A 20,675-nucleotide genomic window follows, 5' to 3' on the forward strand; every position below is an offset into this window, starting at 1 on the left:
GTTCAATTAACGTAGATGGGACTAACCAATCTTAAACATTTCATTTAATTTTCGTATTTGCTCCGGTCTACCCAAAACAATTACTTTACTCCTTGGCTGCAATTGTAAGTCTGCCTCAGGGTTAATTATATAATTACCATCTGGCTCTATATAACCAATTATGGTACAGCCTGTTCGCCTTCTAAGATCCAAATCTCGCAAAGAATTACACTCCACTTGTTCTTTGAAATCTTCAATAGCAACCTCTTCTAAATTAGTCGTATGTTCGCCCTCTACGCCCAGCTTATCCATAAAAGTAATTAAATCCGGCATCACAATTAATGAAGCCATGTGGTCTCCACCAATTTTATCCGGCATAATAACCTTATCGGCACCGGCCAATAGCAATTTTTTTTGTGAAGTAAGCAAAGACGCCCTTGTAACTATAAAAAGAGCTTTGTTTAATTGTCGTGCAGATAGCACTACAAAAAGATTGGTAGCATCATCGGGAAGTGCTGTTATGAGATACCGAGCGCGATCAATACCTGCAGCTAGTAAAACTTCATCTTCGTTAGCGTCTCCTTCTATAAATAAGACGTCTTCATCATATTTTTCAATAACTTCTTTATCCCTTTCGATAATTACAAATGACTTATTATAGGCTGTTAATCGCTTAACGGCCTGCATTCCATTTCTACCAAAACCACATACAATAACATGATTAGAAAGGCTTTCTATCTTATTTTTCACTTTTTTATTTTTTAATTCCTCTAGTGAATTTCTACTCAAAATATATTCGGTAATGACCGAGATAGCAAATGCAAAAATGAAGATACTAAGTATAATCAGTACTACGGTGAATAATTTTTCTTGGGTATCCATTGGCCCAACTTCGGAAAAACCTACTGTGGTAACCGTAATAATGGTCATATAAAGGGCATCTATCCAAGAAAGCTCCGATAGAAAGCGGTAACCAAGAACACCAATTATTAACACGCTTGACATTAACGTCAGCGCTATATTCATTCTAGACTGAAAGAATTGTGTAATCTTCATAAATCAAAAACGGAAGTACGTTTTGTATACATTAGATCTTTTATTCCTAGCCAAAACGCCAAAAACAAATAAAGTGCAAAACCAAAACCAAGGGTTACAAAAGTTAGATAGATAAACGAAGTACGGACTACTCTAGCCCTAATACCTAATCTTTCCGCAATTCTACGGCATACCTCAAAACCACGTTTCTGAAAATAATAAAGTAGTTTATAGAAAATATTCATATTAAATCTGGGTATTGACAGGACGTGCTCTTAAAAGCATATTTATCATAATCAAGAAATCAAATTTAACCATTTCAACGCAATAAACTAGTTCCTACCGCACATTGCAAACATTTGTTTTGCGTACAGTACTCATTATATAATTGCAATAAAGCCTGACTCTCTTGTGCATTGGCAATAACAAGACTGTGTGTATTAAAATTACGCACGACCGTATTCTCTTCTTTTTTGATTTTTGAGATGATATTGATTATACTCTCATTAACATCCCTACCTTGGTATTTGGCGTAACAAAATTGCAGCGGCAGTATAGCATTTACAATCAAAAGATCAATAAACTTTGGGGTGAGTTTTTTTGGGTTCTTTTTTGACTCCTTACCAAATGTATAATGATTGTTCCAGTAGCCACTGGCAGAAACTTCAAACAACGTATGCATTTCCTCTAAGCTTGTTGCCGTAACTACTTTTTGAAACAATGATGAATGTGTAGCGTATAAATTAGCCAATTGCGATAGGCGGATAGTTGGAAAATTGGGCGGTCTTAGCTTAAAGAATTGTGGCTTCAGAACGCTTTCATCTTTCAAATTATATTTTTTCTTCTGGTAAGCATACTCTTTCTTAAGCTGAATATAATATTCATCTAAAACCTCCTCACCTTCTAATAGATGAGTCATCCCAAAGAGTAAACTCTCCATCTGAAAGAGATTCTCTTGCTGCTTTCTAAAAACAGAAAATTCAAGAGCAGAGCCCAAACTTAAAAAGGAAGCTCCGTTAATCTTAAGTCCAAAAGTCTTTAAAAGCAATATGAACAAAACTTGCTCCCAGTCATTATTAGATTTTTCCAAAAGCGTAAATACAAATTCGGCTTTGGTTTCTAGTCTTTCAAAATAAAGTCGCTCTAACCAATTTTTAACCAAGAAATCGTCAACATCTTTAATGTCTTTTTCGCAATTAATAAAACGAGTTTCATTTTTATCAAAAAGCTTTTGGTACAATTGCAAAAGCTGCAATGGAATATACTTACGGAGTTCTAAAGTGGGTATACTGCTGTTATCTTTTCTAAAACCTCGGCATCGTCCTCCCAAACTACATGTAGTATTACATTGTTATAGTTTTCATCTTCCTCATGATGATGCGCGTACCAGTCAGAAGATTTTAAATGCATCTCTACATTACCTGCCCAAACCTGATTATCAATATTTATTTTAGCATTAAAAAAATCAGGACCTGCCAATAGGTTGTGGGTACCAAAATCCAAAAGAGACAAACTTTCTCCTTGGGTCGTCACCAAGTCGGTAAGTTGTATTTTTTTATACTTCCAAATAAAATGAAGAAGGTCTTCACGCATGGCAAATAGTTTATCTTTCCTCTGCACAATGTAAAGACAATAATTGTAAAAACTAAATTACAAGAAACAACAAGTCCCCAAAAACACCTTTAAAAGGCATTTATTGAGGACTCTATTTCTTTAAGGTTTAGAAAGCAAATTTAATTACTCCCCTTCTATTGCTCCATCCCAATTCATGAAACCGCCTTCCAAATTATAGGCATTCTCAATACCTACGCTATTCATAATTGCACAGGCCTGACCGCTACGGTTACCACTACGGCAATACACATAATAATTCTTACTCTTATCAAGCTTTTCTATCTCGTTCAAGAAATCTTGTCCAAGATAAAAATCTATATTAGTAGATTTAGGAATATAACCTTCTTCTATTTCTTGTGGAGTTCTAACATCTAGGATAAGTGCATTGTCATCTTTTGCCAATTGCTCTTCCCACTCTTCTTGTGATAAATTCATAACGTTATTTTTTATCGCTACCGCGGATATCAATTAAAATTCAAAATTACGGATTTTGACGCAAAGGCTTTTCCTAAATATTTAACAAAAAATTACCGCTTCAATATTTCTTCACATCAAACAATCAACTTACATTTGTATATACAATAGTTGTATTGACATGAATGTTGAAGATATTTTAAAGACCGAAAAAGAAATTCCTTTAAAAAGCCGAACGCTGATTCACTTTTTATTGGTTAATAATACAATTACGGAAGCGCTAAGTGCTGCTTTAAAACCTTATGGCGTATCATTACAACAGTTTAATGTACTACGTATATTAAGAGGTCAAAATAAAAAGCCTGCAAGCTTGGCCACACTTAATGAAAGTATGGTTACTAAAATGAGCAATACCACGCGCTTGGTAGATAAACTATTGTTAAAAGGATATGTAGAAAGAAAGGTTTGCCCTTCGAACCGACGAAAGGTTGAAATACGTATAACTAAAGAGGGACTTCTAGCTTTGAAGAGAATGGATGCCTCAATGTCAGAAGCTGAAGATAATGTGCTTCAAAATCTATCTGATAAAGAAATGGAACAACTGAACATATTGTTCAACAAATTTGAATAGAAACACTAATTATTAATTAAATTTTACAATCAATTATGAAAAAAGGAGTATTTAGTTTAGCCCTAGCCTTGGTATTTGGAGTTGCAACTGCAACAGAGCCTGTGGCAGAAGAGAAAAAAGAAGTAAAAACAGAGACAAGTACAATTACTTGGAAAGCATATAAAGTAACTGGTTCACATACTGGTACTGTAAACTTAAAATCGGGTACTTTGGCTTTTGATGGAGACAAACTTACCGGTGGTGAATTTGTAGTAGACATGACTACTCTTGTAGCTACTGACCTTGAAGGTGAATCTAAAGGAAAACTAGAAGGCCATTTAAAATCTGAAGATTTCTTTTCAACCGAGAAGAACACAGAAGCTACATTGGTTTTCACTAGTGTTGAAGCTAAAGGTAAAAATGCTTACGAAGTTACTGGTGACCTAACTATTAAAGGTATTACTAAACCTGTAACTTTTGATGTATCTGTTTATGGTAGCAAAGCAACTGCTTCTGTAAAAGTAGATAGAACTGCCTATGACATTAAATATGGTTCTGGGAATTTCTTTGAAAACTTAGGTGACAAGACCATTTATGATGAGTTTGATCTTGTGGTAGATTTAGAATTCTAAATCACTTTAAGAACTAAAACCAAAGCCCTGCATTTAACACGATTGCAGGGTTTTGTTTTTTTCAAACAATCGGTTTGTGGTTTTAAAAATGATTTCTATATTTGAACCAATGAACAGAAATAACGCAAATACTTGGTGGTGGAACAACTCTCGACAGATATCGTGAGCTAAGCATCATTGTAGTAAAACTATATAAAGGCTTGTCTTCACGACAAGCCTTTTGCATTTGAATACTATCAACATGAAGTACAAATTAAAATCTTATCACAAAAAAATTCTAGCAGATACTATTACTCCGGTAAGCGTCTATCTAAAAATTAGAGATCGTTTCCCGAACAGTATTTTGTTAGAAAGTAGCGACTACCATGCGGCGGACAATAGTTTTTCGTATATCTGTTGCAACCCTATTGCCTCTATAAAAATAGAGAACGAAACAATAGTTGAAAACTTTCCTGATCAGACTTCCAATGAAACGGAAATCAATTCAGATACAGATGTTGTAAAAGTCCTTCATGATTTTAGCAAAAAATTTGAAGCCGAGGAGAGCGATTTTAAATTCATAAACAACGGTATTTTTGGCTACATGGCCTACGACGCAGTCCGTTACTATGAAGATGTCAAAATCAGCAAAAAAGACAATTCTGTTTCCATTCCTGACATTTATTACGCGGTTTACCAGAATATAATTGCCATAGACCACCAAAAAAATGAAGCTTATATTTTTGCACATTGCTTCAACACAGAAGAAAACACCACGGAAATTGCGCATATTTTAGATGTACGCACTTTTGCTTCCTATAAATTTTCTTTAGACGGTGAAGCTACTTCTAACTTAGAAGATGAAGAATATAGAGAACATGTACGATTAGCTAAAAAACACTGCCAACGCGGCGATGTTTTTCAATTGGTACTATCTCGCCGTTTTTCTCAAGGTTTTAAAGGAGATGAATTTAATGTATACCGAGCGCTACGTTCTGTAAATCCATCACCTTACTTATTTTACTTTGATTATGGCGATTTTAAAATTTTTGGAAGCTCTCCTGAAGCACAGCTTATTGTAAAAGATGGTAATGCAGAAATTCATCCTATTGCCGGAACTTTTAAACGTACCGGAAATGATGAACAAGATGCCATCTTAGCCAAAGAACTTACGGAAGACGATAAAGAGAATAGCGAGCATGTTATGTTAGTTGACTTAGCTCGTAACGACTTAAGCCGAAACGGTAGTATGGTAGAGGTCACCAACTACAGGGAGGTGCAGTTCTTCTCTCATGTTATTCATTTGGTATCAAAAGTAATGGGCAAAAAGAAAAAGGATATTCCTACCATGAAAGTGGTGGCAGATACTTTTCCTGCAGGTACTTTGAGCGGCGCACCAAAACACATGGCCATGCAGCTTATTGAAAAGTATGAAAAGACCAGTCGTGGCTACTACGGTGGTGCCATTGGCTTTATGGATTTTGACGGTAACTTTAACCATGCCATTATGATACGTACTTTTTTAAGTAAAAATCACCAACTACATTACCAAGCAGGTGCAGGTATTGTTGCCGCATCTGACCCAGAAGACGAACTTCAAGAAACATATAATAAATTGGGCGCACTTACCAAAGCTTTGAAAATTGCTGAAACCATATAACCATGAAGAAGATTTTAGTAATAGACAACTACGATAGCTTTACTTATAATTTGGTTCATTATTTAGAAGACTTAGATTGTGAGGTTATTGTAAAACGTAACGACCAATTAACCATAGAAGAGGTTGATGCTTTTGATAAGATTGTTCTTTCGTAAGTCCTTAAGATCCCAGATGAAGCAGGACTTCTAAAAGAAATCATTGCAAAATACGCTCCTACAAAAAGTATTTTTGGCGTTTGTTTAGGACAACAGGCCATATGTGAAGTTTTTGGTGGTTCGCTTATCAATCTAGAAGAAGTTTATCACGGTATTGCTACCGAAATAACAATAACTAAAGACGACCCAAATTTTGAAGGTTTACCTAAAAAATTACTTGTTGGCCGCTATCATTCTTGGGTCGTAGACCCAAATCTACCGGAAAGCCTAGAAGCCACTTCAGTAGATGAAAACGGTCAGATTATGTCGCTTCGTCATAAAGTATACGATGTTTCTGCAGTGCAATTTCATCCGGAATCGGTTTTGACACCTGAAGGCAAAAAAATTCTTGCCAACTGGGTAAAAAACTAAATTAAGAAATCGCACAAAATACACTAAGTAGTATCCCATAGTAGTAAGAACAGTATCATGAAAGAAACATTAAATAAGCTCATCAACCACGATATTCTTCCAAAAGAAGAAGCAAAACAAGTGTTGGTGAACATTGCAAAAGGAGATTATAATACAAGTCAGATTGCCGCATTTCTAACGGTTTATATGATGCGTAGCATTACTATAGATGAATTAGAAGGTTTTCGTGACGCGCTTTTAGAATTATGTTTGGCCGTTGACCTTTCTGAATACGACCCTATTGACCTTTGTGGAACTGGTGGTGACGGAAAAGACACGTTCAACATCTCTACTTTAGCCTCATTTGTAACGGCTGGTGCCGGTGTAAATGTTACCAAACATGGTAACTATGGAGTTTCTTCTAAGTGTGGAAGTAGTAATGTAATGGAATTTCTAGGGATTAAGTTCAGTAATGAAGCCGACTTTCTTAGAAAATCTATTGATCAAGCTGGTATTTGTGTTTTACACGCTCCATTGTTTCACCCAGCTATGAAAAATGTAGGTCCAATTAGAAAAGAATTGGCCGTGAAAACATTTTTCAATATGTTGGGGCCAATGGTAAACCCTGCTTTTCCAAAAAACCAAATAGTAGGTGTTTTCAATCTTGAACTCGCTAGAATGTACGGTTACCTTTATCAAAATACAGATAAGAAATTTACCGTGCTTCATGCATTGGATGGATATGATGAAATATCATTAACAGGAAATACAAAAACTATTTCTAACCATTCAGAAAGTATGCTGAAACCAGAAGATTTTGGCGTGCCGAAAATAAAACAGTCTCAAATTATTGGAGGTGATTCCATTGAAGACTCCGCACAGATATTCTTGAACGTACTGCAAGGCCGCGGTACGGAGGCTCAAAACAACGTAGTGTGTGCCAATGCAGGTATTGCTATTGCAACCGTTCAAAACCTAAGTCCAATAGAAGGTTTTGAAAAGGCCAAAGAATCTTTGTTGGCCGGAAAAGGTTTAAATGCTTTGAGAAAATTACAAGAATTGAGTAAAAACTAAAAGTATTTTCAAAGAAGGAAACATGAACATTCTAGATAAAATAGTAGCGGACAAACGTAAAGAAGTAGACTTAAAAAAGTCTCTTATTCCGGTTTCACAATTAGAAAACTCGGTCTTGTTCTCACGTCAAACGGTTTCTTTGAGCAATGCGCTTCGCAATAGTAGTTCTGGCATCATTGCGGAACACAAGCGTCGCTCACCATCAAAATCAGAAATTAACCAAGGTCTGAATGTTCAAGATGTAGCCTCAGGATATGAAAATGCAGGAGTTTGTGGTATGTCCGTTTTAACTGACGGTAAATATTTTGGTGGTTCTTTAGACGATTTACTATTGGCTCGTGCAGCAGTGCAAATGCCTTTATTACGAAAAGAATTTATTATAGATGAATATCAGCTTCTTGAGGCAAAAGCCCATGGTGCAGATGTTATTCTTTTAATAGCGGCCATTTTATCCAAAGAAGAAATTAAAACGTTTTCAGAATTGGCAAAAAGTCTTGGCTTAGATGTATTATTAGAAGTGCACAATGAACCAGAACTACATAAAAGTATTATGCCTAGCCTAGATATGCTGGGTGTAAACAATAGAAATCTAAAAACTTTTAAAGTTAGCTTAGAGACGAGCAAATCGCTTTCTCAACTAATTCCAGATGAGTTTATAAAGGTTTCAGAAAGCGGTATCAGCTCAATAGAGGCTATTAAAGATTTGAAGCCTTATGGTTACCAAGGTTTTTTAATTGGTGAAAATTTTATGAAGACCGATAATCCCGGTGAAAACGCCAAGAAATTTATAAATCAATTGTCGTAATTGCGACCCAATAGCGATGACTAAAATGGACTATCAATACACGACTAAAAAAGAAGGGCCTTCTACCATAGAAAATGCTCCGATTAAATTGAAGGTCTGTGGCATGAAAAAAAATACGGCAGAAATTGCCGGCCTAAAACCTGATTACCTGGGATTTATTTTTTGGGACAAATCAAAAAGGCACTTTTCGGGTCCAATGAAACCCATCCCACATACCATCAAGAAAGTTGGTGTGTTTGTAAATGCCAGTATTGAAACCGTCATTGCCCGTATTCAAGATTATGAGCTTTTACTAGTACAACTGCATGGCTACGAAAGCCCTGAATATTGTGCTGAGCTTAAGCAAAAAGCGAAGCAAGTAGAAATCATTAAAGTATTCTCCATCAAAAATGATTTTAATTTTGATGTTTTAAAACCTTATGAATCCGTATGTGATTTCTATCTTTTTGACACCAAAGGAGAATTACCCGGCGGAAACGGTTATGCTTTTGATTGGGGAGTTTTAAAGGATTACCCGTCTACCAAACCCTATTTTCTAAGTGGCGGAATTGGTTTGAATGAAGTTAGTTCCTTAAAGGAGTTCATGAAAAGACCGGAAGCCAAATACTGTCATGCCATTGATGTGAACAGTAAGTTTGAAATAGAGCCTGGGCTAAAAGATGCTGAGAAACTAAAAGAGTTTAAAAAAGAAGTTGGCTTGAAACAATAGTTTATCTGTTGATGCCATTTACCTAATACGAATGAATATGAAAACGTATCAAGCGGACGAAAAAGGATATTATGGAGAGTTTGGGGGTGCTTTTATTCCTGAAATGCTCTACCCAAACACAGAAGAGCTTAGGCAAAACTATATTCGCATTATGCAAGAACCTTCTTTTAAAGAAGAGTTTGACCAATTGCTAAAAGATTATGTAGGCCGCCCTACTCCACTCTACTTTGCTGATAGACTCTCAAAAAAATACAATACAAAAATATACCTAAAACGGGAAGACCTTTGTCATACCGGAGCTCACAAGGTGAATAACACCATAGGGCAGATTCTTATGGCCAAGAAATTAGGCAAAAACAGAATTATAGCCGAAACGGGTGCTGGCCAACACGGGGTAGCTACGGCAACCGTTTGTGCACTTATGGGTATTGAATGTATTGTATACATGGGTGAGATAGATATTGCCAGACAAGCTCCTAACGTAGCCCGCATGAAAATGTTAGGCGCAGAAGTTAGACCGGCTCTTTCTGGTAGTAGAACCTTAAAAGATGCCACAAATGAAGCTATTCGCGATTGGATTAATAACCCCGTAGATACACATTATATTATTGGTAGTGTTGTTGGGCCACATCCTTATCCTGATATGGTAGCGCGGTTTCAATCGGTTATTTCCGAAGAAATTAAATGGCAATTAAAAGAAAAAGAAGGTCGTGAAAATCCTGACTATGTAGTAGCGTGTGTGGGTGGTGGAAGTAATGCCGCAGGTGCATATTACCACTATTTAGACAATCCAGATGTTGGTATTATAGCTGTTGAAGCTGCCGGAAAAGGGATAGATACTGGCGAAAGTGCAGCAACATCTGCATTAGGAAAAGTGGGTATCATTCACGGTAGCAAAACCTTATTAATGCAGACGGGTGACGGACAAATTACAGAGCCGTATTCTATTTCTGCAGGATTGGATTATCATGGTGTTGGTCCTATGCATGCCAATTTATTTACTTCTGGTAGAGGCGAATTTATATCTATTACAGATGATGATGCCATGAATGCAGGTTTACTCTTATCTAAAATGGAAGGTATTATTCCTGCTATAGAATCTTCGCATGCACTTGCAATTCTTGAGTGCCGAAAATTCAAGCCTGAAGACATTGTGGTCATCAACCTATCTGGTCGTGGTGATAAAGACCTCAACAATTATATTGAATACTTTAATCTATAAAATATATGGGGAAGGTTTCAGGAACATGATAATACATGTTCGTAACTAACTTACTCCATCCTACTAAAAAAGGAAAACTGATTTGAAACTATGGCAAATAGAATCAACACAAAACTGAAAGAAGATGGAAAATTGCTTTCTATCTATTTTACGGCAGGATACCCAAAATTGGCTGACACTGTAGAAATTATTCAACAGTTAGAGAAAAACGGAGTAGATATGATTGAAATTGGCCTTCCGTTCAGTGATCCACTGGCAGATGGCCCAACTATTCAAAAAAGCTCTACAGCAGCGCTTAAAAATGGTATGACTACCGAAATTCTTTTCAATCAATTGAAAGATATTCGGAAATCGGTTTCCATTCCACTTATTATCATGGGATATTTTAATCCTATGTTTCAATATGGTGTTGAAGCGTTTTGCAAAAAGTGCCAAGAAATTGGTATAGACGGACTTATTATACCCGATTTACCGGTAGATGTTTATCATGAAGAATATCAAGAGATGTTCGAAAAATACGGACTCATTAACGTATTCTTGATTACACCGCAGACTTCTGACGAACGTATTCGTTTTATAGATTCGGTTTCAAACGGATTTATCTATATGGTAAGCTCAGCAAGTGTTACAGGAGCCCAGTCTGGTTTTGGTGACGAACAGCAAACCTATTTTCAACGAATTGCTGACATGAAATTGGATAATCCTCAAATAGTTGGTTTTGGCATAAGCAACTCCGAGACTTTTGAGCAAGCAACAAAATCGGCAAAGGGTGCTATCATAGGATCTGCCTTTATCAAACATTTAAATGCTCATGGCGTAGACGGAATTTCTGCGTTTACAAAAACTATTAGATAATAGGCTTTAATTAAATACGTGTTAATGAAAGACCTTATTAACAACTGGAAGATTGTAATACTGCTATGCCTTACTATTGGCCTAGCCCCCTTTTTTCCTGAACCTCATATTTGGGGTAAAGTAAAATGGATAATGGGTGGTGCAGTCAATATGCAATTCAAAGATTGGTTTGATGTGGTTTTTTATGGGTTTCCTTTTTTCTTATTACTTCGGCTTTTAATACTGAAAATCAGTAAATCCCGTTCTCAATAAAGTACACGCCCTTATTGGGAATTTCTCTGTACAAAATTGTTAACGCCATGAAACGATACATACTAGTTCTTTTCTTTCTCGCCGCCTGCTATGTCAATGCGCAAGAGATTAAAATCATAGACACCAAAGACAGTTCTCCCATTTCTTTTGCCACAATATCATTTGGCGATGGGCTAGGTACTTTTGCTGATGAAGAAGGCCTTTTCATTTTTTCTAAAAAGAAATATCCAGATATAGATACACTTTATATTTCTGCACTAGGATATAGAAAAAATGATAACTATAGCTGATGAGATTAATGCAGCTACCAACATTGTTTCTCTAGACCCAGAAGTTTCACAACTTGGAGAAGTCATAGTTTCCGCCCCAAAACAAGGAAAATTTAAGTTTAGAAAACAAAAGGCAGAAACCCATAAAGATATTTTTGCTTGTTCTACCAACGGTGGAGAGTGAAGTGGCCGTACTGTTTAATAGATATGAAGATAACGTATCGCAAATTTCTAAACTATATCTCCCTGTTAATGCAGAATCGGAATACAAGTCTAAGGGGAAAGGAAAATTCGCTACTATTTTTAGAGTGCAATTCTATGAAAATAATAATGGGACTCAGGAGCAGGCATACCCTACGAGAATGTAGTCTTTGCCATGGATGAAAAAGCCGATAAGGTTTTTGAGCTGGATTTACTATCCAAATCTATTTTCATACCCGAGTCTGGCATTTTTGTTTCTATCCAAGTGTTAGGATATGCCAATACCGATGGAAAACTAGTTGAGACAAAAAAATACAGAGAAATAAAAACGGCCCGAGGTATTCAGAAAATATCCACCTCCTTCCGTCCGCTATTGCCTTTCGTAAAAGGCGAAGCCACGCAACGCACTTTTGTACGGCGCATTTTCTTCAACGATAAAAAATGGCAAGTTTTTGACCGCAATTATAATCCAAACTCAAAACTACTTCAAACCGGACATCGCAACTACGGTATGGGTGCTGAGTTTAAAGTTTATGAGGATTAAGAAAATAAATTTACACTAAAACAAAAAGCCCTTACTTTTTAAAAGTAAGGGCTTCATTTTTATGCTGAGTTTCTACTGGCGTTAATATTACCATAGAGCGAGCGAGTAACGATTTTTTCATACTCGTCCTTAAACCCTTTATCTTGTCCTATTTTCTGTAAAGCAAACTGCTGAATCACCAATAACGGAAGAACAATGTTTTCACGTATTCTGATAGACTCACGAGAAATAGCCTCATTTTCCATCAAAATTTTACTTCCAGAAATCAGAAGTAACATTTTCTTAGATAATAGATATTCTTCATGAAGAATATTCCAAAAAGCGCCATACTCTTCATCCTTCTGCATATAGCTCGTAAGCTCAAAATAACATTTAGAAAGAGACATCATACTATTGCTCATTAAAGCTTTAAAGAAAGGAACTTCTTTATACAGTTTTTTAAGCTCTGACAGTCTGCCTTCATCCTTAATAGTTTGAATAGCTGTCCCCAACCCAAAGTAATAGGAACATTTTGTTTCAACTGACTCCAAGAACCTACAAAAGATATTGCTCTTAAATCAGAAAGCTCTAATTTTTTCTTATTACCCCTTTTTTATGGTCTACTGCCAATATTTGCTTTTTGATAGTATTTTAAAGTACTTCGGTTCTCTAGGTACGGCATAAACTTATCATGCTGCTTAAGGGCATCATACTTACCAAAGCTCAACTCAGAAAGTTGTTCTATTAGTTTTCTATGCTCTTTAGAAATCACATTCTCTTTACCAAAAAGGTTATTTGAAAGTCCCGCAGTCAATAATTGCTCACTGTTGTGAATAAATTGTTCCTTGGTACCATATGTACTTGTAATAGTTTGGCCTTGTATGGTCAACTGAATTTCATGATTGGCAACAGTCTTAGTCTGTGCAGCATAAAAACGATGTGTTTTACCACCACCACGTGCCGGTGGGCCACCACGTCCGTCAAAGAAGATAGCGTTGAATCCATTTTTGTCACAGACTTTAGACAGTGTTTCCTTAGTCTTGAAAATAGCCCAGTTGGCTTTTAAATAACCACCATCCTTGGTTCCATCAGAAAAACCAAGCATAATAGTCTGCTTCTTATTTCTTCTTTCTAAATGCGCATTGTATTCTGGTAAATCAAAAAGTGTCTGCATAGTATTCTCAGCACCGTCCATACCAATCATAGTTTCGAACAAAGGCACAATATCAAAACTGATCTCTTCCTTCTTCCAACCACACCATCTAAACAATCCAAAAACAAACAATACAGAAAATATATCCTCAGAGTTACTTATGATATAACGATTACAACCATCTTCGCCATTAGAATCCTGAATACCTTTTAATTGCTGAATGTTGTTTATGGTATCCTTAATAATATCCTCTGAATAATCACTAGCATTAATCGTAATATCTTTATTGATCAGAATATCAATCAATTCGTCTTGCGAAAGCTCATTGATATCTTCCTTAATCAACTTATTCTTTTTCAAAATAGTCTCTACAGCCAATAAGTGCTTGCTATGATCTTGTCTTACATCTAGCGTAGCAAAGTGAATCTTGAATATCTTTACCTTATCAATAAAATTCTCCAACTCCTTTAGGTAAAGGCTATGATATTTGTTAATCAATAACTCCTTTGTATCAAGAAGTGGTTGTAAAATATCATCATATCCTACTGTTTTCTTAGAATCGAACATAGCCGCATACAAGTTACTTCTAAGCTTTTGTAACGGTTCTTGTACATCTTTGAAGGTCAACTTTTCCTGAATGATTTTTAAATCATTGTAGTAACACTTCATTAAGGTAACGCGAAGTTCGTCTGCAACATCTTTAGTGATATCTGCAGTTACAAATGGGTTACCGTCACGGTCTCCATAAGGCCAAAAGCCTAGTTTCATAATGTTATGATTCTCAAAATCGGCTTTGTTTATATTCTCTTTGATATAAGCGTATAAATCACCTACTGCATTGTAATAGACATGGCGTAAGAAATAAATAATATTCTTTGCCTCATCTAAAGGAGTTGGTTTTTTAGAATTGATTAAAGAAGTAAGACCTAATTGCTGTAAAACAACATCAATATCATCTATCTTATCCTCCAATATAAGAGAACGTAATTTTTCAATAATATCTAACACCGCAGGTGTATAAAACTGCGTAGGGTGTGCTGTAAGCACCAAACGAGCACTAAATGTTGATAGCTTTTTAGATACCTTGTCCCAACTTTTATTTTTATCTACTAGTTGAAAATAATCTTTTATAGATAGTGATTTTGTGTGCTCTTGCAATTTAGGAAAAGCTGCATCTTCAACACTATCGTACAAGACCACTTGTCTTTCAACATATTGAATGATTTTGAACATAAAATCGATTTGGTCTTTCTCTGATTTTATTTCCACATAATTCGCAAAAAAACCTTCCAGAATTTCTTGAGGATTAAGACCTGAACTCAAGCCTTTTTGGCATTGATCCAACAATAAAGGAATAAGCATACCCACATTCTCAATATCGCGATACGGCAAATTTAAGAACAGGCTATTATAAACATTAAACTTATTGTTGACCGATTTTTTAAACTCAACCAATCTTTCTGAATGCGCCATAGGCTATATTAAAATTTTAAGACAATTATATATCGATTTCGATTCGTAAATATCGGTAATAATCCACGACTATTACCACTCCAATACTTCTTATAACAAAAATACAGTGCTACACCACAAAAACAACAACCTTGACAACAATAATTACCCAGAAGCGGAACAAGGCAGTACATTTACCATGTAATTAATACCGAATCAAAATTTTTCATTTTCATATAGTGTTCTCGTAAAAGAGTCTTGTCGTAACCGATGAGACTCTTTTTAGTTTATGACAATTTGATTGGTATTTTTTGAAGAGGAATAAGATAGATATCTTAGAAAGTAAACTACTTCGGGGCAAGCCCACGAGGCATCAAAAGGAATACACTTTGATTTTGAGGTAAGCCTCGAAGCATTTAATCTCGATTATCGAGCGAAAAAATCACGGTACTGCATAACCCGAAAATCCAATGTATTGAAATTGGCATCTGCAGCCTTCATCTGTTTATAAGAATCCAAACTACCCACTGCCCTATTTGCCGCACCTGATGGCGCCGTTAGAGAAACGGTACGTATTTTCCGTTTGGACTTAGGAAGTTGTAGTTCATATATGCGAGGTACTTGATCAGAAATAGTTTTCATCTTCAAATCTAAAGGCTTCAAGAGTCTTCTAAAAAAGTATTCCGGCCCATTTTTACTGTTACCGCCCATGAAAAGGATAGTTTTCAGGTTCGGATAAAGTTCTAAGTAATGAACTAAATCTCTTAACTGTACATTTTGCATTCCCAAATCTGAAGCATCCACTTTATCCCGCTCCGCTGCCTGAACAATATCACAAACCCCAATTTTATTTGAGAGCAAGAAGTTCTTACGTTGCTCTATGGCTAAATGGGTATTTTCATATACTAAACCCAGCTCAAAAATACGATCAAGTATAGGCCAAAGCATACCATTTTTACTACCGTAGCAAAAATCTACATCATTTACCTTTAAATCGCCAGTCGTAAATCTAGGTGGTGGCAATGTGCCAACAATCAGTTTTTCTGCTTGCTCAAAAATAAAAGGCTCATAAGGATGCGTGTGTGAGAACATAGATACAAAAGTATACCTATTTAAGGGTCAGCACCAAATCATCTGAATTAACCAAAGAGCCACCTTTCAATTGAACTTTTGCAACAATACCTTCTTCTGTGGCGGTTACCGTAGTTTCCATTTTCATGGCCTCGATTACAAACAAAGGTTGATTTCTTTTGACTTCCTGTCCTGTTTTAACCAGTACATTAGATAATAAACCTTGCAACGGTGCTCCAACTTGTTTTGGATCAGCAGAATCTGCCTTCACGTTTTCTTGCTTTTCTACTTTTACCGACGTATCCTTTATTAAAACGTTTCTAAGCTGTCCATTAATTTTAAAGAAAATACTAACGTTTCCAGCTTCATCAGGTTCCCCCTTAAGCATTAAAGAAATTAGAACGTTCTTACCGCCTTCAAGCTCCACCATAATTTCTTCGCCCACATCCATACCATAAAAGAAATTTTTGGTAGGTATGTTCACCACGTTGCCATATTTTACATGGTTGTTATATGCATCCGTAAACACCTTTGGGTATAATTGGTACGAAAGTAAATCAGTCATTTCAAGTGGTCTACCCATTCCTTTATTGAACTTTCTTTTGAAAGCTTTGAACTCCTTATCAAAATCAATTGGTTCTAGATGAGCATTAGGTCTATTGGTATATGGTTTTTCATCCTTTAAAACAATCTTCTGTAATTTTTTAGGAAATCCACCAACAGGCTGTCCAAGGTCTCCCCTGAAAAAGCTTTTTACAGATTCTGGAAAGGAAATATCCTGACCTCTTTCCATCACGTCTGCTACAGTAAGGTTATTACTAACCATATATTGAGCCATATCGCCTACTACCTTGGAACTAGGCGTAACTTTTACAATATCACCAAACATCTGGTTAACCTCAGCATACATTTTGGTCACATCCGTAAACTTGGTTTCAAGACCCAAAGCAATAGCTTGACCTTTTAAATTGGAATATTGTCCACCATAATTTCATGGTGATACACATCTCCCGTACCTGACTTCAATCCAGATTCAAAAGTGTAATAGTAATTTCTTACACCTTCCCAGTAATCAGAATACTCAGCTAACTTATCGGTATTCATTTTATTCTCTCGCTCATTAAAACGCAACATCTCTACAACCGAATTAAAATTAGGTTGCGAGGTAAGCCCAGAAAGACCTCCTAAAGCCACATCTACAACATCTACTCCAGCTTCAATAGCTTTTAAATAAGTAGCCGTTTGCACGGAAGACGTATCATGCGTATGCAAATGAATAGGAATATTTATTTCTGACTTTAATGCCGAAATTAGCTCAAAAGCGGCATTTGGTTTCAAAAGTCCAGCCATATCTTTTACACCAAGAATATGGGCTCCGGCATTCTCTATATCCTTAGCCAGCTGTATGTAATATTTTAAGTCGTATTTTGTTTTGGAAGGGTCTAAAATATCACCTGTATAACAGATGGAACCTTCTGCTAGACCTCCCGTTCGCTTTCGCACATGTTCAATACATGGCGCAAGGGATTTCATCCAGTTTAATGAATCAAAAATTCTAAAGACATCTACTCCAGTATTCCAAGATTCCTCTACAAACTTTTCGATCAGGTTATCTGGGTAAGCAGTATACCCTACTCCATTTGAACCACGAATAAGCATTTGCAACAGTACATTTGGCATTGCTTTTCGAAGAAGAGCTAAACGCTCCCAAGGGTTTTCGTGTAAAAACCGCAAGCAAACATCAAAAGTGGCACCGCCCCATACCTCCATAGAAAATATCTCAGGATGATTTTTAGCGTAACCTTCGGCTACTTTCATCATATCTACCGTTCGCATACGGGTCGCCAATAAACTTTGGTGGGCGTCACGCATGGTGGTATCCGTAAAGTGTACTTTTTTCTCCGCTTTTAACCATTGGGAGAACTTCTCCGGCCCCATCTCGGTCAACAAATCTTTTGTTCCCTTAGGATAGCTGTCCGTTTTTAAAAACGAAGGAACTTTCGGTTTTGTGAATTTACGGTTAGGGTCGTAATTTTTAACGTCAGAGTTTCCGTTTACAATAGTTTCCCCTATAAATGTAATAAGCTTATTAGCTCTATTTCTAGGCTCTACAAACTCAAAAAGTTTAGGTTCATTTTTAATGAAATTAACCGTTACTTTTCCTTCACGGAAAGTATCATGTTTTAGAATATTATCAAGAAAAGCCATGTTCGTATTCACACCGCGAATACGGAACTCCGCCAAGGCACGTCTCATCTTTCTACAACAACCATCTAACGTTCGGCTACGCGCAGAAACCTTTACCAACATTGAATCGAAAAAAGGAGAAATAACCACACCTTGATAGATACTTCCTGCATCTAAACGAATACCAAAACCAGAAGCACTTCTATACGTAGTTACTACGCCATAATCTGGCTTAAAGTCATTAGACGGGTCTTCTGTTGTGATTCTACACTGCAGTGCAATACCATTTACCTGAACAGATTCTTGATTAGGTATTTTAATTTGGGTATCAGACAGTTTATATCCACCGGCGATGAACAGCTGTGCCTTTACCAAATCTATATTGGTTATCATTTCTGTAACCGTATGCTCTACCTGTATACGAGGGTTAACTTCAATAAAATAGATACTACCATCATCATCTACCAGAAATTCTACGGTACCAATATTATTGTAATTAACCGCCTTACAAATATCTATTGCATATTTATACAGACTATCTTTTGTTTCTTGAGGAAGCCCTATGGAAGGAGCGAATTCTATAACTTTCTGATACCTTCTTTGCACCGAACAATCCCGCTCAAAAAGGTGTACTATATTACCATGCGTATCAGCAACAATTTGTACTTCTATATGCTTTGGATTCTCAACAAACTTTTCCAAGAAAACCGTATCATCGCCAAAGGCGTTCAATGATTCTCTTTTAGCTTCTGGAAAACCTTTTTCTAATTCTTCTTGTGTTCTAATAACCCGCATTCCGCGACCACCACCACCAGAAGCTGCTTTCAACATTAAAGGGTAACCAATTCTTTTGGCTTCTGTAATGGCTGTTTTTACATCTTTTAAATCTTTATCACTACTTTGAATAACAGGAATATTATTCGCTACCGCCACTTCTTTAGCTGTAATCTTATCGCCTAAAGCTTTTAAAACTGATACTTTAGGTCCAACGAAAACAATACCGTTATCCTCACATTTTTGAGCGAACCGGGCATTTTCAGATAAAAATCCGTAACCCGGGTGAATGGCATCTACATTGTTCTCTTTGGCCACCTTTATAATGGCGTCAATGTCTAAATATGGTTTTAGCGGTTCGTTGTCCTCTCCAATTTGGTAGGATTCATCAGCTTTATAGCGGTGTAAAGAATACCGGTCTTCATAGGTATAAATACCAACTGTACGAACTCCAATTTCAACACAGGCCCTGAAAATACGTATAGCAATCTCTCCTCTATTCGCTACTAAAACCTTCTCTATTTTCATTTCTGCGTTGTTTAAATTCGTATTTAAAAACCGATTCAAACAAACTTAACTTTTTTGACTTACTATAGCAATATCAAAAGCCTATTAATTAAATGAAAATTGTGAAGTTTCTCAGACAAATAAAGTGGTTTCTAGACACTTCATTTGAAGATGTAAATCTAAAACTGTATATTAAAACAAAGAATAGAAAGATATGGGACGAGGAGATATAAAAACGAGAAGAGGTAAAATTGCAAATCGCTCTTTTGGGGCAAGGCGACCAAGAAAAATCAAGAGACGCCCTACCGTGGAAGAAAAAATTGATATTAAAAAAAAGAAATAATTATCTAATGAAAACGGGTTCGTTTTCTTTGACGGTGTGTGCTTCACTAAATTCATACTCGTCATAATTGAACCCCTTAAGTTCATCTAGCGTGTTTACATCTTTATCAATAATGTAACGAACCATGGAACCTCGTGCTTTTTTAGCATAGAAACTGATAATCTTTAGCTTGTCATTCTTCCAGTCTTTAAAAACAGGACTTATTACAGGAACTTTTAATTCCTTTTTATCTATTGCACTAAAATATTCGTTGCTCGCTAAGTTGATAAAAAGTTCATCATCTTTCAGTTCTGAATTTAATTCATCAGTTAAAGTCTTTTTCCAAAATTCGTAGAGGTTTTTCTTTCTACCTACTTTTAACTGCGTACCCATTTCCAAACGATAGGGTTGCATTAAATCTAAAGGGCGTAAAATACCATAGAGGCCAGAAAGAATACGTAGTTTTTCTTGTAGCTTCTCTACATTGCGAGCAGGCATGCTATAAGCATCTAAACCTTGGTAAACATCCCCGTTGAAAGCATAAATAGCAGGACGCGCATTCTTCAATGTAAAAGGCACCTCAAAACTTTGATTCCTTTCATAATTAAGCTGTGCCAATTTATCTGAAATGCCCATCAGTGCGGATAGGTCTTTCGGGTTTTTCTTGGCTAAAACTTTGTTCAGTTTTAAAGCTTCATCTAAAAATTGAGGCTGTGTTTCCCTAAATCTGGGATAATCTTTATCAAAATCTAATGATTTTGCAGGTGAGATAACAATTTTCATACTAGTGTCCATTTTCAAAAACTTAAGGTAAAAATACTGATGATTATC

At 36.2% G+C, this 20,675-nt stretch carries 18 protein-coding genes and 4 pseudogenes; 14 read left to right on the top strand and 8 right to left on the bottom strand.

The features are described from left to right. Nucleotides 1-21: 21 nt before the first annotated feature. The 4 genes and pseudogenes from Q5W13_RS03105 to Q5W13_RS03120 form a co-directional block, all read right to left on the bottom strand. Nucleotides 22-984, bottom strand: a complete 963-nt coding sequence (locus Q5W13_RS03105) for a potassium channel family protein (RefSeq protein WP_304445343.1) — start codon at nucleotides 982-984, stop codon at nucleotides 22-24. A 47-nt stretch (nucleotides 985-1,031) separates the two neighbouring features. Continuing rightward, nucleotides 1,032-1,259 carry a PspC domain-containing protein gene (locus Q5W13_RS03110; RefSeq protein ID WP_155597522.1) on the bottom strand — a complete coding sequence of 76 codons (228 nt, stop codon included), beginning with the start codon at nucleotides 1,257-1,259 and terminating at the stop codon, nucleotides 1,032-1,034. A gap of 74 nt (nucleotides 1,260-1,333) precedes the next feature. Next, a pseudogene (locus tag Q5W13_RS03115) lies at nucleotides 1,334-2,607 on the bottom strand (DUF2851 family protein). Nucleotides 2,608-2,751: 144 nt separating this feature from the next. Then, the gene (locus Q5W13_RS03120) at nucleotides 2,752-3,063 is read right to left on the bottom strand and encodes a rhodanese-like domain-containing protein (protein WP_304445344.1); all 312 of its coding nucleotides are present in this window, start codon (nucleotides 3,061-3,063) and stop codon (nucleotides 2,752-2,754) included. A gap of 160 nt (nucleotides 3,064-3,223) precedes the next feature. Here Q5W13_RS03120 and Q5W13_RS03125 point away from each other — a divergent pair, with 160 nt between their 5' ends. The 13 genes and pseudogenes from Q5W13_RS03125 to Q5W13_RS03185 all read left to right on the top strand — a co-directional run bounded on the left by Q5W13_RS03125 (nucleotide 3,224) and on the right by Q5W13_RS03185 (nucleotide 12,399). Beyond that, complete coding sequence (locus Q5W13_RS03125) at nucleotides 3,224-3,673, top strand: MarR family winged helix-turn-helix transcriptional regulator (protein ID WP_304445345.1); 450 nt, start codon at nucleotides 3,224-3,226, stop codon at nucleotides 3,671-3,673. Nucleotides 3,674-3,708: 35 nt separating this feature from the next. Beyond that, a complete protein-coding gene (locus Q5W13_RS03130; RefSeq protein ID WP_304445346.1) occupies nucleotides 3,709-4,284 on the top strand; it encodes a YceI family protein in 576 nt (191 codons plus the stop codon). 241 nt (nucleotides 4,285-4,525) lie between these two features. Further along, complete coding sequence (locus Q5W13_RS03135) at nucleotides 4,526-5,923, top strand: anthranilate synthase component I family protein (RefSeq protein ID WP_155597526.1); 1,398 nt, start codon at nucleotides 4,526-4,528, stop codon at nucleotides 5,921-5,923. 2 nt (nucleotides 5,924-5,925) lie between these two features. Then, nucleotides 5,926-6,489: pseudogene (locus Q5W13_RS03140) on the top strand (anthranilate synthase component II). Nucleotides 6,490-6,546: 57 nt separating this feature from the next. Beyond that, nucleotides 6,547-7,542: an anthranilate phosphoribosyltransferase gene (trpD, locus tag Q5W13_RS03145; RefSeq protein ID WP_304445347.1), complete on the top strand. Its 996-nt coding sequence runs from the start codon at nucleotides 6,547-6,549 to the stop codon at nucleotides 7,540-7,542. 22 nt (nucleotides 7,543-7,564) lie between these two features. Then, nucleotides 7,565-8,347, top strand: a complete 783-nt coding sequence (gene trpC / locus Q5W13_RS03150; RefSeq protein WP_304445348.1) for an indole-3-glycerol phosphate synthase TrpC — start codon at nucleotides 7,565-7,567, stop codon at nucleotides 8,345-8,347. 82 nt (nucleotides 8,348-8,429) lie between these two features. Then, nucleotides 8,430-9,056: a phosphoribosylanthranilate isomerase gene (locus tag Q5W13_RS03155; protein WP_446051968.1), complete on the top strand. Its 627-nt coding sequence runs from the start codon at nucleotides 8,430-8,432 to the stop codon at nucleotides 9,054-9,056. A 37-nt stretch (nucleotides 9,057-9,093) separates the two neighbouring features. Then, nucleotides 9,094-10,278: a tryptophan synthase subunit beta gene (gene trpB / locus Q5W13_RS03160; RefSeq protein ID WP_304445349.1), complete on the top strand. Its 1,185-nt coding sequence runs from the start codon at nucleotides 9,094-9,096 to the stop codon at nucleotides 10,276-10,278. Between the two features lie 90 nt (nucleotides 10,279-10,368). Continuing rightward, complete coding sequence (gene trpA, locus Q5W13_RS03165) at nucleotides 10,369-11,133, top strand: tryptophan synthase subunit alpha (protein ID WP_304445350.1); 765 nt, start codon at nucleotides 10,369-10,371, stop codon at nucleotides 11,131-11,133. A gap of 24 nt (nucleotides 11,134-11,157) precedes the next feature. Continuing rightward, nucleotides 11,158-11,385, top strand: coding sequence for a hypothetical protein (locus Q5W13_RS03170; protein ID WP_304445351.1), 228 nt, complete (start codon nucleotides 11,158-11,160; stop codon nucleotides 11,383-11,385). A 47-nt stretch (nucleotides 11,386-11,432) separates the two neighbouring features. Continuing rightward, complete coding sequence (locus Q5W13_RS03175; protein ID WP_304445352.1) at nucleotides 11,433-11,675, top strand: peptidase associated/transthyretin-like domain-containing protein; 243 nt, start codon at nucleotides 11,433-11,435, stop codon at nucleotides 11,673-11,675. Continuing rightward, entirely contained in the window at nucleotides 11,659-11,838 is a 180-nt protein-coding gene (locus Q5W13_RS03180) for a hypothetical protein (RefSeq protein ID WP_304445353.1), read from the top strand. The genes Q5W13_RS03175 and Q5W13_RS03180 overlap by 17 nt, the downstream gene beginning before the upstream one ends. A 192-nt stretch (nucleotides 11,839-12,030) precedes the next feature. Next, complete coding sequence (locus Q5W13_RS03185) at nucleotides 12,031-12,399, top strand: hypothetical protein (RefSeq protein ID WP_304445354.1); 369 nt, start codon at nucleotides 12,031-12,033, stop codon at nucleotides 12,397-12,399. Nucleotides 12,400-12,458: 59 nt separating this feature from the next. Here Q5W13_RS03185 and Q5W13_RS03190 read toward each other — a convergent pair. From Q5W13_RS03190 to Q5W13_RS03200, 3 genes and pseudogenes are all read right to left on the bottom strand, one after another. Beyond that, nucleotides 12,459-15,004: pseudogene (locus Q5W13_RS03190) on the bottom strand (phosphoenolpyruvate carboxylase). Between the two features lie 405 nt (nucleotides 15,005-15,409). Next, nucleotides 15,410-16,075 (bottom strand): uracil-DNA glycosylase family protein, encoded by a 666-nt coding sequence (locus tag Q5W13_RS03195; protein ID WP_304445355.1) that lies wholly within the window; start codon nucleotides 16,073-16,075, stop codon nucleotides 15,410-15,412. A 16-nt stretch (nucleotides 16,076-16,091) separates the two neighbouring features. After that, a pseudogene (locus tag Q5W13_RS03200) lies at nucleotides 16,092-19,543 on the bottom strand (pyruvate carboxylase). Between the two features lie 193 nt (nucleotides 19,544-19,736). On the opposite strand from Q5W13_RS03200, the gene Q5W13_RS03205 reads away from it, so the two are divergent. Beyond that, nucleotides 19,737-19,865: a 30S ribosomal protein THX gene (locus Q5W13_RS03205; RefSeq protein WP_155597538.1), complete on the top strand. Its 129-nt coding sequence runs from the start codon at nucleotides 19,737-19,739 to the stop codon at nucleotides 19,863-19,865. Here Q5W13_RS03205 and yaaA read toward each other — a convergent pair whose 3' ends face one another. Then, a complete protein-coding gene (yaaA, locus tag Q5W13_RS03210) occupies nucleotides 19,866-20,627 on the bottom strand; it encodes a peroxide stress protein YaaA (protein WP_155597539.1) in 762 nt (253 codons plus the stop codon). It lies immediately after the preceding gene. Nucleotides 20,628-20,675: the final 48 nt, after the last annotated feature.

It is taken from the genome of Zobellia laminariae, from assembly GCF_030553095.1.
In the GTDB taxonomy this organism is placed as follows: domain Bacteria; phylum Bacteroidota; class Bacteroidia; order Flavobacteriales; family Flavobacteriaceae; genus Zobellia; species Zobellia laminariae.

What these genes read in the sequence shown, in the direction of transcription:
- Q5W13_RS03180 (WP_304445353.1), top strand. Translation starts at nt 11,659, where the DNA reads ATGATAACTATAGCTGATGAGATTAATGCAGCTACCAACATTGTTTCT.
- Q5W13_RS03175 (WP_304445352.1), top strand. Translation starts at nt 11,433, where the DNA reads ATGAAACGATACATACTAGTTCTTTTCTTTCTCGCCGCCTGCTATGTC.
- trpB (WP_304445349.1), top strand. Translation starts at nt 9,094, where the DNA reads ATGAAAACGTATCAAGCGGACGAAAAAGGATATTATGGAGAGTTTGGG.
- Q5W13_RS03195 (WP_304445355.1), bottom strand. Translation starts at nt 16,075, where the DNA reads ATGTTCTCACACACGCATCCTTATGAGCCTTTTATTTTTGAGCAAGCA.
- Q5W13_RS03130 (WP_304445346.1), top strand. Translation starts at nt 3,709, where the DNA reads ATGAAAAAAGGAGTATTTAGTTTAGCCCTAGCCTTGGTATTTGGAGTT.
- Q5W13_RS03110 (WP_155597522.1), bottom strand. Translation starts at nt 1,259, where the DNA reads ATGAATATTTTCTATAAACTACTTTATTATTTTCAGAAACGTGGTTTT.
- Q5W13_RS03120 (WP_304445344.1), bottom strand. Translation starts at nt 3,063, where the DNA reads ATGAATTTATCACAAGAAGAGTGGGAAGAGCAATTGGCAAAAGATGAC.
- Q5W13_RS03105 (WP_304445343.1), bottom strand. Translation starts at nt 984, where the DNA reads ATGTCAAGCGTGTTAATAATTGGTGTTCTTGGTTACCGCTTTCTATCG.
- trpC (WP_304445348.1), top strand. Translation starts at nt 7,565, where the DNA reads ATGAACATTCTAGATAAAATAGTAGCGGACAAACGTAAAGAAGTAGAC.
- Q5W13_RS03125 (WP_304445345.1), top strand. Translation starts at nt 3,224, where the DNA reads ATGAATGTTGAAGATATTTTAAAGACCGAAAAAGAAATTCCTTTAAAA.
- trpD (WP_304445347.1), top strand. Translation starts at nt 6,547, where the DNA reads ATGAAAGAAACATTAAATAAGCTCATCAACCACGATATTCTTCCAAAA.
- trpA (WP_304445350.1), top strand. Translation starts at nt 10,369, where the DNA reads ATGGCAAATAGAATCAACACAAAACTGAAAGAAGATGGAAAATTGCTT.
- Q5W13_RS03135 (WP_155597526.1), top strand. Translation starts at nt 4,526, where the DNA reads ATGAAGTACAAATTAAAATCTTATCACAAAAAAATTCTAGCAGATACT.
- Q5W13_RS03205 (WP_155597538.1), top strand. Translation starts at nt 19,737, where the DNA reads ATGGGACGAGGAGATATAAAAACGAGAAGAGGTAAAATTGCAAATCGC.
- Q5W13_RS03185 (WP_304445354.1), top strand. Translation starts at nt 12,031, where the DNA reads ATGGATGAAAAAGCCGATAAGGTTTTTGAGCTGGATTTACTATCCAAA.
- Q5W13_RS03170 (WP_304445351.1), top strand. Translation starts at nt 11,158, where the DNA reads ATGAAAGACCTTATTAACAACTGGAAGATTGTAATACTGCTATGCCTT.
- yaaA (WP_155597539.1), bottom strand. Translation starts at nt 20,627, where the DNA reads ATGAAAATTGTTATCTCACCTGCAAAATCATTAGATTTTGATAAAGAT.